General features: G+C 64.8%; 9 protein-coding genes and 1 pseudogene. 4 read left to right on the forward strand and 6 right to left on the reverse strand.

The window, feature by feature from the left end; translation table 11 throughout:
• Positions 1-412: 412 nt before the first annotated feature.
• From PTE31013_RS08625 to PTE31013_RS08635, 3 genes and pseudogenes are all read right to left on the reverse strand, one after another.
• Positions 413-784 (reverse strand): response regulator transcription factor, encoded by a 372-nt coding sequence (locus PTE31013_RS08625; RefSeq protein WP_150612402.1) that lies wholly within the window; start codon positions 782-784, stop codon positions 413-415.
• Between the two features lie 148 nt (positions 785-932).
• A pseudogene (locus PTE31013_RS08630) lies at positions 933-1,352 on the reverse strand (diguanylate cyclase domain-containing protein); the annotation flags it as partial.
• A 24-nt stretch (positions 1,353-1,376) separates the two neighbouring features.
• Entirely contained in the window at positions 1,377-2,903 is a 1,527-nt protein-coding gene (locus tag PTE31013_RS08635) for a PAS domain-containing protein (RefSeq protein ID WP_150612404.1), read from the reverse strand.
• A gap of 311 nt (positions 2,904-3,214) precedes the next feature.
• Between PTE31013_RS08635 and mutS the strand changes: the two genes are divergently transcribed.
• Both mutS and PTE31013_RS08645 read left to right on the forward strand, forming a co-directional pair.
• Complete coding sequence (gene mutS, locus PTE31013_RS08640; protein ID WP_150612405.1) at positions 3,215-5,935, forward strand: DNA mismatch repair protein MutS; 2,721 nt, start codon at positions 3,215-3,217, stop codon at positions 5,933-5,935.
• A 14-nt stretch (positions 5,936-5,949) separates the two neighbouring features.
• Entirely contained in the window at positions 5,950-7,296 is a 1,347-nt protein-coding gene (locus PTE31013_RS08645) for a hypothetical protein (RefSeq protein ID WP_150612406.1), read from the forward strand.
• Between the two features lie 152 nt (positions 7,297-7,448).
• Here PTE31013_RS08645 and PTE31013_RS08650 read toward each other — a convergent pair whose 3' ends face one another.
• Positions 7,449-7,982 carry an FKBP-type peptidyl-prolyl cis-trans isomerase gene (locus PTE31013_RS08650; RefSeq protein WP_150612407.1) on the reverse strand — a complete coding sequence of 178 codons (534 nt, stop codon included), beginning with the start codon at positions 7,980-7,982 and terminating at the stop codon, positions 7,449-7,451.
• Between the two features lie 253 nt (positions 7,983-8,235).
• Between PTE31013_RS08650 and PTE31013_RS08655 the strand changes: the two genes are divergently transcribed.
• On the forward strand, positions 8,236-9,459 hold the full coding sequence (locus tag PTE31013_RS08655; protein ID WP_150612408.1) for a ribosomal protein uL16 3-hydroxylase: 1,224 nt from the start codon (positions 8,236-8,238) through the stop codon (positions 9,457-9,459).
• 175 nt (positions 9,460-9,634) lie between these two features.
• Positions 9,635-9,871 carry a hypothetical protein gene (locus tag PTE31013_RS24760; RefSeq protein ID WP_174978493.1) on the forward strand — a complete coding sequence of 79 codons (237 nt, stop codon included), beginning with the start codon at positions 9,635-9,637 and terminating at the stop codon, positions 9,869-9,871.
• A 145-nt stretch (positions 9,872-10,016) separates the two neighbouring features.
• Here the strand turns inward: PTE31013_RS24760 and PTE31013_RS08665 are convergent, their stop codons facing one another.
• Together PTE31013_RS08665 and bamC are read right to left on the reverse strand one after the other, a co-directional pair.
• The gene (locus tag PTE31013_RS08665) at positions 10,017-10,808 is read right to left on the reverse strand and encodes an MBL fold metallo-hydrolase (protein ID WP_150612410.1); all 792 of its coding nucleotides are present in this window, start codon (positions 10,806-10,808) and stop codon (positions 10,017-10,019) included.
• A gap of 8 nt (positions 10,809-10,816) precedes the next feature.
• The gene (bamC, locus tag PTE31013_RS08670) at positions 10,817-11,959 is read right to left on the reverse strand and encodes an outer membrane protein assembly factor BamC (protein ID WP_150612411.1); all 1,143 of its coding nucleotides are present in this window, start codon (positions 11,957-11,959) and stop codon (positions 10,817-10,819) included.
• Between the last annotated feature and the right edge of the window lie 46 nt (positions 11,960-12,005).

Consider the following 12,005-nt stretch of genomic DNA (forward strand, 5'->3'; position numbering starts at 1 on the left):
TGTCCTCGGTTGTCTGGGCGACGCCCCCGCATCCACGCGGGCCGCCTGTCTCATTAGGGTCGCGACGGTCATGCGGCCGCGATGCGAGCCGAGCGCTGCGCACCTGCCATACCACAGACCTTGCGTGAAAATTGTGCCGAGCCGGTACCTTATCACCGACGGCGTGATCGCGTTGGCCGTCGACGCGGGCCTCGGTAGCATTCGGAATCAAACAGGCTTATTCGGGACAATTGGCGGCGTAGTGCTGGAGCCGCTGGGGCCGTTGGAGCAATGCTGGAGCAGAGCGAGGGACTTGCAGGACGCGGGCGCGTCGCGTGCGATCGCGAGACCGCGCGCGACGCGCCGGGTTATCCCCAAAAGCGGGGCGCCAACGACCCGCAGGCCCGTCGGCGCCCCCCTCGCCCAGACGCCGTCAGGCGACGCCTTCCGATCCTTCGTCGATCAGCCCGTGCCGTATGGCGTAGTCGATCAATTCCGCATGATCGTCGAGTCCGAGCTTGTGCTGGATATGTGCAACGTGTGATGCGATCGTCCGCTCGCTCAAATGCATCGCGTGCGCGACTTCATTGACGGCCAGACCGTCGACCAGCATGTGAAACACTTCATTTTCGCGAATCGACAAGCTCAAGTGCCTCGACTTGTCGTCATGCGCATCGGCGTCGTGCCGCGCGCGCGGCCGCCGATGCGAAGCCTGCGGTGGCTCACGGCGCGCCCCGGGTTCGCGCCACCCTGCGTCGGAAGCCGCCCGCGTTGCTGCCCGGCTTCGTCCGCCTTCGACTTTCATGCCTGCCTCCTGTGAAGAAAGGTCCCACGCCCGAGCACCGTGCGCCGCACGTCGAGGCGAACGGATGGCGTCGCCTATTGTGCGTCAGACAATTCACGCCCGTATCGTCAGGGAAGCTGATCGCCGTCGCGCAATTGATTGGTTGTCCCTAATGCGCGACGCTCGCGCCGTCGCCGAGCACGAAGCGTCCGCGTCCGCCATGCTTCGCTTCGTACAGCGCGCGGTCCGCCGTTTCGAACATCTCGCCGGGCGTCTTGACCTCACCGCACGCCACCATCGCCACGCCCACGCACGCACCGACCGTGACCGGGCCGACCGACAGCGTCATCGGTCGCGACGCCGCGTCAAGAATCGCCATGGCCGTGCGCTCGACGTGGAGAACGTCCTGAACGTTGCGCATGATGACGGCGAACTCGTCCCCGCCGAAGCGCGCGACGGCGTCGCCCTCTGCCACGCACGTAACGAGCCGTTTCGCCAGGCGTCGCAACAACTCGTCGCCGAGCGCGTGCCCCCACGTGTCGTTGACGAGCTTGAAGCGATCCAGATCGACGAACAGCAACGCCTGCGCCTCGCCCCCGTCACGCGCGACGCGCTACGCGCCCGCCAGCGCCTGGTCGAAGCCCTTGCGATTGAGCAGTCCCGTGAGGTGATCGGTGTGCGATTCGCGCCGCCAGCGGCGCTCGTTCGATCGCTCGACAGTGATATCGCGCACGAACACGTGAACGCCGGCAAGCACGTTGTGCATGGCCCATTCGGGCTGATAACTGACTTCGAAGCAACGATACGCCACGTCCTCGCCGAAATCCCAGATGAACGTGGTGGCCTCCCCCGCGAACGCCCGGGCGAGATGCGGCGCAAATTCGCGGTGTAGCGATGGACCGAGCAGTTCGCTCACCGTCGCCCCGAGAATGCGTTCGCGCGGATGGCGCAACCGCATCTCACAAGCCCGATTCACGAACGCGAAGCGCTCTGCGCTGTCGAGAAACGCTACGAGATACGGCACGCGATCCGCAATTTCCTGCATGCGGCGCACGTTCGCACGCGCCGCCTCTCGCGAGCCCTCGAGCGCCTCGGTGCGATCGCGCAGTTGCTCCATCATGTCGCGAAACGCATTCGCGAGGGCCCCGATCTCGTCCGCACGCTGCACAGGCAGCGATTGCACAGCGTGCATATCGCTGGCGCTGCGCTGCACGAGGTCGCGCAGTGTATCGAGCGGGCGCAACATGTGGCGCGCCATCCACCACATCGCGAACGCGGCCAGTCCGATCACGGCGATGGCCAGCAGGGTCACCCGGCGCCGCACACGCGCGAGCGGATCGAACGCTTCGGTGCCCGGCAGTACCGCCATCACCGACCAGCCCGTCGTGGCCATGCTCGCCCGCGCCACGAGCGGATGCATGTGCAAGAGGTGTTCCGGGCCGGGATCGCGCACGCCGCACAACGTCTGGGCCGGGCCAACCGGCGAGAGAATCTTGGTCACGTCCGCCTGGATCACGTAACGTGCCGGATCTTCGTTCGTCGTCACGCAGTAGCGGCCGGTCGCGCCGATCGCATTGCTGGCCAGATCCACCATGAAGTTCTGCCGCAACAGATTGACCGCGCCGCCGATCACGGCGATCGTCTTGCCGTGCGCGTCCACCACGGGTACCGCAAGGATGATGCCTGGCGAGCGCGTGATCCTGCCCGCGATCAGCCCCGATGCCGCCTGAGGCGCACCCGCGAGCAATTGCCGGAAATAATCGCGGTCGGCAATATTGATCGCCGTGGCCGGGAACGTCGAGTCGTAGAGCATGCGGCCATCGGGGGCGGCCACGAAGAACGTGTTGAAGGTCTCGGGCATCGACACCGACATAGTGGCGAAGGCGTCGAACTGCGCGATCGTCATCGCGTACGGATTTCCCATGTGCCGCGCCATGCGGTGCAAGGCGAGAAACTTCCCGCGCAACTTGTCGTCAAGCTGCTCGGCCACGAGCTTGACCTGGGTGTCGAGCTGCGCCTGCATCGCGCTTCGCAATTCCCCATAGACGAAAAACTCGATGCCGACGGCCACGCCGACGATCAATATCATCGAGACGAGAGCCGTCGTGGCCGCGACCCGTCCCTTCAATGACTTCACCATATGGCCCGTGCGAGAGTAGCTTGTGATGCTTTTGGTATTTTTTGCGGGAGCTTACCCACCGAAACGGCACATTTTTGGGAAACTTGAGTAGAATTCGCCGCCTTCGCGTAACAGACGCATCGACACTCGCATGCGACATTCCGGGTAGCCCGATAACGATGGGTGCCGAACCCGTCGTAAAATTGCGCATCCAACGCGCCACGAAGGGGCGAAACGGCATGCGTCACACCGGATCGCCGCGACATCGCACCTCGGCCGGCATCCGCTGCCGCGATGCCTCCTGGCCCGACCTGTCCGACCCGACTGAATTCATGACGAGCACACAAGCCCAAGCCACACCCGCCCCCACCGCACCGATGACGCCGATGATGCAGCAGTACACGCGCATCAAGGCCGACCATCCGAACATGCTCGTCTTCTATCGCATGGGCGATTTCTACGAGCTGTTTCACGACGACGCGGCCAAGGCGGCGCGCCTGCTCGACCTGACGCTCACCGCACGCGGCCAGTCGGGCGGGCAACCGATTCGCATGGCCGGCGTGCCGCATCACGCCGTGGAGCAATACCTCGGCAAGCTGGTCAAGCTCGGCGAGTCAGTGGCCATCTGCGAGCAGATCGGCGATCCGGCCACCGCCAAGGGGCCGGTCGAGCGCAAGGTCGTGCGCATCGTCACGCCCGGCACGCTGACCGACGCCGCCTTGCTCAGCGACAAGGTCGACCAGTATCTGCTCGCCGTGCAAATGCCCCCGGCGCGCCGCGCGAGCGAGCGTGTCGCCGGCCTTGCCTGGCTTTCGCTTGCCAGCGGCGAGCTGCGCCTGATGGAAGTGGCTGCCGACAAGCTGCCGCGCGAACTGGAGCGCATCCGCCCGGCCGAGACGCTCGTGCCGGACAGTGCCGCCGAGGCATTCGCGGAATTCTCCCTCGGCACCACGACGCGCGTGCCCGACTGGCATTTCGACACGGCCGCCGGGACACAACGTCTTCGCGATCAACTGGGCGTCGCGAGCCTGACGGCGTTCGGCTGCGACGGCCTGAACCCGGCGCTGGGCGCGGCCGGTGCGCTACTGCAGTACGCAGCCGCCACGCAGGGCCAGTCCTTGCGTCATGTGCAAAATCTGAACGTCGAACGGGAAGCCGCCTATATTGGTCTCGACGCCGCCACGCGTCGCAACCTGGAACTCACCGAGACGCTGCGCGGCACCGAGTCGCCGACGCTGCTCTCGCTGCTCGATACCTGCGGCACCACGATGGGCAGCCGTCTGATGCGCCATTGGTTGCATCACCCGATGCGCGATCAGCAGGTGCCGCAGTCGCGCCAACTGGCCATTGCCACGCTGCTCGAGGGCCCGGGCACGTGGCGCGCGCTGAACAGCGAATTGCGGCACGTGGCGGACGTCGAGCGAATCACGGCGCGCCTGGCCCTGCTCACCGCACGGCCACGCGACTTGTCGAGCCTGCGCGACGCATTGCGCCGCCTGCCCGAACTGCACACCACGCTGCGCGCCGTCGAAGCGCGCTCGCCGCTGCTCGCGATGTTGCATGAGGACCTCGCGATTCCCGAGACCGCGCTCGCGCTGCTCACGCGCGCCATCGCCGAAGAGCCGGCGGCCATGCTGCGCGACGGCGGGGTGATCGCGCGCGGTCACGACGCCGATCTCGACGAGTTGCGCGACATCTCGGAGAACTGCGGCCAGTTCCTCGTCGATCTGGAGACGCGCGAGCGTGCGCGCACGGGCATCAACAATCTACGGGTCGAGTTCAACAAGGTGCACGGCTTCTACATCGAAGTCACGCGCGGCCAGACCGACAAGGTGCCCGACGACTATCGCCGCCGCCAGACGCTCAAGAATGCCGAGCGCTATATCACGCCGGAGCTGAAAACGTTCGAGGACAAGGCGCTGTCGGCGCAGGAGCGCTCGCTCGCACGGGAGAAGCTGCTGTATGACGCACTGCTGCAAGCGCTGCTGCCCCACATTACCGAGTTCAAGCGCATTGCACAGGCGCTCGCCCAGTTGGACGTTCTCGCCGCACTGGCCGAGCGCGCCGAAACGCTGGGGTGGGTCAAGCCCGAGTTGGTGGAAGATCGTGTGGTCGACATTCGCCAGGGTCGCCACCCGGTCGTCGAACAGCAAGTGGAGCGCTTCATCGCCAACGACTGCTCGCTGGGCGACGCACGCCGCCTGCTGCTCATCACCGGCCCGAACATGGGCGGCAAGTCGACGTTCATGCGTCAGACCGCCCTCATCGCCCTGCTCGCATACGTCGGCTGCTATGTGCCCGCCGAGGCCGTACGCCTCGGCCCGCTCGATGCCATCTTCACGCGGATCGGCGCATCGGACGATCTCGCCGGCGGACGTTCGACATTCATGGTCGAGATGACCGAGTCGGCAGCGATTCTGCACACGGCGACCGACCAGAGCCTGGTGCTCATGGATGAAATCGGGCGCGGTACGTCGACGTTCGACGGTCTCGCGCTGGCCTGGGCGATCGCACGGCATCTGCTTGGACACAACCGCAGCTACACCCTGTTCGCCACCCACTATTTCGAGCTGACGCAACTGCCCGACGAGTTCGCGCAGTGCGCGAACGTACACCTGTCGGCCGTCGAGCATGGCGAAGGGATCGTGTTCCTGCACGCGGTACAGGACGGCCCGGCAAGCCAGAGCTACGGATTGCAGGTCGCGCAACTCGCCGGGGTGCCAATGCCGGTCATTCGCGCGGCACGCAAGCATCTCGCGTTGCTCGAACAACAGGCCCTCGATCCCGCCGCGCCGCAGCTCGATCTGTTTGCACCGCGCGCCCCGCTCGAACACGAAATCGATGACGCATCGACGGGGGCATCGGATAGCGCGTCAATCGGCCGACTGGCGATGCCAGACGGCCATCGCTCGGGGCACGGTGCCGCCCTCGATCCGGCCGCGCAAGCCACGCTGGCGCGCCTGTCGCAGATCGATCCCGACGACCTGCGGCCGCGCGACGCGCTCGACCTGCTGTACGAACTGCGAGGCCTGCTGGACGGCCGCGCTAACTGACGTCACCGCCTCTCATGCCGAGCCTGCCTCGCCTTCGCGGACTTCGTCACACATGCCACGGCCTGCGCACCGTGTGCCTGGTGGCGCTCGCGTTCGCGCTCGTGGCCGGGACAGCGCCGGCGACAGCGATATCGGCGAGCGCCCGGACTGCCACGACCAAGCCCAGCGCCAAAGGCCCGCGCAAGCTGCCGCCGTTCGAATTCGCGGTGCTGGGTAACACACCGTTCAGCAACACCGACGTGCCGGTCGTGCGCAGCGTGCTGGCCAGCATCGGTGACAGCCAGGCCGCGTTCGTCGTGCATGCGGGCAATCTCAAGAGCGTTGCGGAGTCATGCCACGACGAACTCGTCACGGAGCGCCTGAGTCTCCTTGCCAGCTCGCCCAAGCCGCTTGTCTACGTGCCAGGCGCGAACGACTGGGCCGATTGCCAGCGCGCAAACGAGGGCGGCTACAACGCCGTGGAGCGGCTCGACTTCCTGCGCGATCACGCGTTCAACGACGACGCGATGCTTGGCCCGGGCCCCGCGGGACACGCACCGTTCGATCTCACGCGTCAGAGCGATATGGCGCGCTTTCGTCAATATCACGAGAACGTGCGGTGGTTCTATGGCGGGGTGGTTTTCGTCGGCCTGAATCTGCCGGGCAACAACAACAATTACCGCTCGGCCGGGGGACGTAACGGCGAGTTCGAGGATCGGGCCGTGGCGACGCGCGTCTGGCTGCAGCATGCCATCGTGTACGCGAAGCAAAAGGGGGCCATCGGGATGGTCATTATCGCCCAGGCCGATCCAGCATTCGAGCCGGCGCGAGGCGGCGGGCTGCGGGGCCTTTTCTCGGATCGTGCAGGACGCCGCGGTGTCGACGGCTACAAGGAATTCCGGCTGCAGTTGCTACGGCTCACGAATCGCTTCAGGGAACCGGTTCTGCTCATCGACAGCGGCAAGACAATGCGCCACGTACAGCCCCTGCGCGATGCCCGCGGCGCACTGGTGAAATCGTTCACACAACTGAGCACCTACGGCTCGCCGACCACGAATCAATGGGTACGCGTGCGGGTCGAACCGGGCACGTCGTCACTGTTCCACTTCGAGGCGGTGACGCTACCGTCCAATCGCGCGGCGGCACCGAACGCGCCGCGTGCCAGCGGCATGAGCCCGGTGCCAGCAGCAGCCTCGGCCGGTGCGGCACCGTCCGCCCCCGGCAGTTTGCCCTACGCGGCGCCATACTCGGCACTCTACCCGTCGTCCGGCACGTCGAACGACCTGGATCCGTCCGCGTCCGATCCCAATCAGGGCGTCATGCCCATCGGGCCCGCGCTCCGCCCGAACATGGACGCACGCCCGACCCGGCACGCTCACTGAATACGCGCCACAAACGCAAACGCCGAGTCAGACGCGCTGCATTACGCAATGCGTCTGACTCGGCGTTTGCTCGAATGCGGCGGGTGCGTCGTACTTCGCCTGCCCTGCCGTGCAACGGCAGCACGGCGTTACGGCAACGCGACGGCGCAGCCTCAGTGCAGCGTGGGAGCGCCGTCCTCGTCCTCGTCTTCGTCGACGACTTCAAGCCCCGACGCGCCATGCGCGTGCTGGTGCTCGATTTCCTCTTCCGTCGCCTGACGCACGTCCGCCACCTTCAAATCGAAACGCAATGCCATGCCGGCGAGCGGGTGATTACCGTCGAGCACGACCTTGTCTTCGGCGACATCCGTTACCGTATAGATCAGCGTGTCAGACTCATCGTCATCGTCCTCCGGCGTGCCTTCGAACTGCATGCCGACCTCGAGCGGATCCGGGAAACGGCCACGCGCTTCGATCTTGATCATCTCGGGATCGTAATCGCCGAACGCATCGGACGGCTCCAGTTGCAGTTGCGTCTCATAGCCGACGTCCTGGCCGTCGAGCGCTTCCTCGATCTTGGGGAACGTGCCATCATAGCCGCCGTGCAGGTAAACCATCGGCTCGGCGCCGCTTTCTTCGATCAGGTTGCCCTGAGCGTCCGACAACTTGTAAGTCACCGAGACGACGGTATTCTTTTCGATCTTCATCAAACTCTCCGAAAAACAGCCCGCATTATACGCGCAGCCACATGACAGTGCCCCGAGCGCGCCCCGGCACCCCATCCAATCGCCGGAATGCGTGCGTGGCGCGGCCGCGTCGCGCGCGTTACCGCATCATCATGGGGTGTCGTCGCAGGCTACGATGGCGCGACCGGACACGCCACGCTTCGCGGATGCCGGCCCCTGTGCCCTCATCGTTGCCCGCCGTGACGCTGAACTCCCTTAATGCATCGAACCACTCATGACGACAGCCCGCACCCCCTCGCCCCTGCTCGGCGGCCTCGCGCCGGACGCATTCATGAAGCGCTACTGGCACAAGCGCCCGCTCCTCATTCGCCAGGCCATCCCCGGCTTCACCGCACCGCTCTCGCGTGATGCGCTGTTTGCGATGGCGGCGCAGGACGACGTCGAATCCCGCCTGATCAGCCACGCCCGCAAGCGTTGGCAACTCGAGCATGGACCGTTCGATGCCGACGATCTGCCGCCGCTGAGTCGCAAACAATGGACGCTGCTCGTGCAAGGCGTGAATCTTCACTCGCCGGCCGTCGACGCGCTCATGCAACAGTTTCGCTTCATTCCCGACGCGCGTCTCGACGACGTGATGATCAGCTACGCCACCGATGGAGGTGGCGTCGGCCCGCACCTCGATTCCTACGACGTCTTTCTGTTGCAAGCGCATGGCAAGCGGCGCTGGCGCATCGGCCCACAGCGCGACACCACATGGCTCGATGACGTGCCGCTTCGCATCCTCAAGCACTTCGAGGCCGAAGAGGAGTGGATACTGGAACCCGGCGACATGCTGTATTTGCCGCCGGGCTATGCACACGATGGCGTTGCGCAAGGCGAGTGCATGACTTACTCGATCGGCTTTCGCGCGCCGCTTGAGCAGGAAATGCTCCAGAACTTCCTGTACTACCTGGCGGAAAACGCCCCGGCGTTGCCGTTCGCGCGCCATTTCGCGGGGCGTTACGCCGACCCCGGGCAATCAGCCGTCAAACATCCGGCCGCGCTGCCCGACGCCATGATCGAGACGCTGGTCTCGCAACTCGAAAAAGTGCGTTGGGGCCAAAAGGAGGTGGAGGATTTCCTCGGACGCTGGCTGAGCGAGCCGAAATCGCATGTGTTCTTCGATCCGCCCGAATCCCCGCTTTCAGTGACGCGATTCGTGCGCGAAGCCGCCGAGCGCGGCCTGGCGCTCTCGCCCAAGACCCAATTGTTGTATCGGCGCAACCAATATTACGTCAATGGTGAGCCGCTCGACGTCCCGGCGAGCGCGCGCTCGACGTTGCGGCAACTCGCCGATCGCCGTCGACTAAATGCAGGGGAATGCGCGAATTTCGAGCAAAAAGATCAGGAAATCGTCGAAATTCTGTACGATTGGTATGCTTCGGGGTGGCTGCAGCTGGAAACCGACCCGAAGCCCCCGCTAAAGTTGCGCGCCGTAAGGAAAAAAGCCAAGAAATGACGTGAGATTGACGTGACGGGTTGGGGAAAACCCAATATAATTTCTCGCCAAGCAGCTTGCATGACCAAGGGTAATCCTTAATTGCCAACGTCTCGCAATCGGCTTTGCGCTGGCAAGAGCGTATTACCGTAGTTAATATTCATTCGCTTGTCATCTACCATAAAAGGACGTGATCATGAAGAAGTCTCTCCTCGTCGCTTCGTTGTTGGCTATCGCCCTGACCGCCTGCGGCAAGAAGGAAGAAGCTGCCGCTCCGGCTGCTGACACGGCGGCTTCGGCTGCTGCTGCGGTTGCTGACACGGCGGCTTCGGCGGCTTCGGCTGTCGGCGCTGCTGCTGACACGGCGGCTTCGGCTGCCGGCGCTGCTGCTGAAGCTGTCGCTTCGGCTGCTGACGCTGCTGCCAGCAAGTAAGCTCTCGCTGCCGCAAGGCAGTTGAGTAAAAAAAGCCGGTCTTACGACCGGCTTTTTTATTGCCCGTGCGCTGATCGCGATGCATGGCGTACGGCCTCGGCCCCCGCGCCGGCTCAGGCGTTCCCCGACCCGCCGCCCTGCACCGTCAGCACGTCAGCCAATCGAATCCGCCCGCCTGCGTCGCCACCAGGATCTCCGTCGCCTGCGTGCCGATAACGGCCGACATCGCCGCCATCGCCAGCTCGGGCGTATTGTTCTGCTCGCTCAAATGCGCACAGATCACACGCTGCAGCTTCATGCGGTCGATCGCCCCGAGAATCTCCGCCGCCGAGTCGTTCGCGAGATGGCCGTAGGCGCCGCCAATGCGCGCCTTGAGCGACGGTGGATACTTGCTGTTCGCCAGCATGTCGCGGTCGTGGTTGCATTCGAGCACCAGGGCATCGCAGCCGCCGAGCGCGGCAACCAGATGCGCCGTTGCACATCCTGCATCTGTCAGCACGCCCAAACGGCGCGCACCGTCGGAGAACACAAACTGCAGCGGTTCGCGCGCGTCGTGAGGCACGGTGTAGGGCCGAAGCTCGATATCGCCCACGGCGAGGCGCTCATCGGCGCGGCACCAGCGCACGAGGGCCGCGTCATCCTCTGCCTTGAGCGTGGCATGTACCTTGACGGCCTGCCCCGTTCCCCAGCTCATGATGAGGGGAATCCGGTACTTGCGAGCAAGGGAAAGGGCGCTGCCAATGTGGTCGGCGTGCTCGTGGGTGATGACGATGGCGTCGAGCGACCCCACGTCGACCGCGCGTGCCGTCAGGCGACGCTCGACCTCCCGCATCGAGAAACCGCAATCGAGGAGAATACGGGTCGTGGAGGCGCCGTTCGACGCCTCCACCAGCAGGGCATTACCTTCGCTGCCGCTGCCTAGACTGGCGAACCGCACGCCCCGCCTTAACGGAGCTGGTTGCCGATCACACTGATGATCGTCTGCGCGATCTGCGAGTTGTCGACGTTACCCTTGTCGTCGAGCACCTGCACACGGGTCTGGCTATCGCCGCGCCCCTGCACGTTCACGCTAAACTTCTTCGCCTTCTTGCTGTCCTGCACTTCCTTCGCGTGGAACAGGCTGTAGAAGAAGCCATTGTCCTTCGCCAGCGATGCCGGATCGACGTAGCTCACGAAGTAAAGGCCCTTGGCGCGGTCGCGATCGTCCACGGTGAAGTTACCGCGATCGAGCGCCACACCGACGCGACGCCAAGCGCGATCGAACGGCTCGTTGATATCGAGATATGCCGCGTCGGCCGTCTTCACGACCTGGCTGGACGGCCCGCCGGCCTTGGCGCTTTCGACTTGCGCCTGGGCTTGATCGGCCTGCACACCGAAGCGCTGCATCAACTTGGTCAGGAAGATCGCCTCGAGACCCGGATCGTTCGGCGCCGGCTCCCACTTGGTCGTGTCCTTCTGCGAGTTCGTGAACACTTCCACCATGCGGCGGTGCGTAATGTAGACGTCCGTGCCGCCATTCGGATCACGTTCCACGCGCGTGCGGAAGCGGTCACGTTCGCCGGTCGAATACAGTCCGTCGAGCACCTTGCCAAGCAGATCGCGAATGATGTCCTGGTTCAGCTTGGCGCGATTTTCCGCCCAGTCGGTTTCCATCACCCCCGTGTCCGGCGAATCGATCGTCAGCACGAACCCGTTCTCTTGCCAGAATTCGCGCAGCGTCGGCCACAGGTCGCCCGGGGCCTTCTGAATCACCAGCCAGCGCTCGTTGCCGTCACGCACGACCTTCATGCCCGGCACCGCCGGCAGTACCGTGTCGGCCGGGTTCGCCGCGACGACCTTCTGCTGGTTCTCGTAGGTCGACAGCGTGGCCGTGCCACCCGGCGACACATACTTTCGGTCGGACGCCTGAACGTTCGTCAGATCCGGCGGAACGTCGAGCGAGGGGCCGGTCTTCGAGCTTTTGTAATCGACCTTGTCGGAGGACAAGGCGCTCGAGAGCGAACTGCATCCGCCGACGAGGACCAACGAGGCAATAGCGGCCCATGCCAGCACGGGACGAGCTACGGAATTACTGACGATTCGTTTCATGAGTCGCAAAAAAAGGGGTGGGCAATCGAACCCGGGTGCCTGAACG

Origin of the sequence: Pandoraea terrigena (assembly GCF_902459705.1) — a bacterium.
GTDB lineage: Bacteria > Pseudomonadota > Gammaproteobacteria > Burkholderiales > Burkholderiaceae > Pandoraea > Pandoraea terrigena.

Excerpts from the sequence above, each read along its gene's own strand:
- PTE31013_RS08625 (WP_150612402.1), bottom strand. The coding sequence starts at position 784 with ATGAAAGTCGAAGGCGGACGAAGCCGGGCAGCAACGCGGGCGGCTTCC.
- PTE31013_RS08635 (WP_150612404.1), bottom strand. The coding sequence starts at position 2,903 with ATGGTGAAGTCATTGAAGGGACGGGTCGCGGCCACGACGGCTCTCGTC.
- mutS (WP_150612405.1), top strand. The coding sequence starts at position 3,215 with ATGACGAGCACACAAGCCCAAGCCACACCCGCCCCCACCGCACCGATG.
- PTE31013_RS08645 (WP_150612406.1), top strand. The coding sequence starts at position 5,950 with ATGCCGAGCCTGCCTCGCCTTCGCGGACTTCGTCACACATGCCACGGC.
- PTE31013_RS08650 (WP_150612407.1), bottom strand. The coding sequence starts at position 7,982 with ATGAAGATCGAAAAGAATACCGTCGTCTCGGTGACTTACAAGTTGTCG.
- PTE31013_RS08655 (WP_150612408.1), top strand. The coding sequence starts at position 8,236 with ATGACGACAGCCCGCACCCCCTCGCCCCTGCTCGGCGGCCTCGCGCCG.
- PTE31013_RS24760 (WP_174978493.1), top strand. The coding sequence starts at position 9,635 with ATGAAGAAGTCTCTCCTCGTCGCTTCGTTGTTGGCTATCGCCCTGACC.
- bamC (WP_150612411.1), bottom strand. The coding sequence starts at position 11,959 with ATGAAACGAATCGTCAGTAATTCCGTAGCTCGTCCCGTGCTGGCATGG.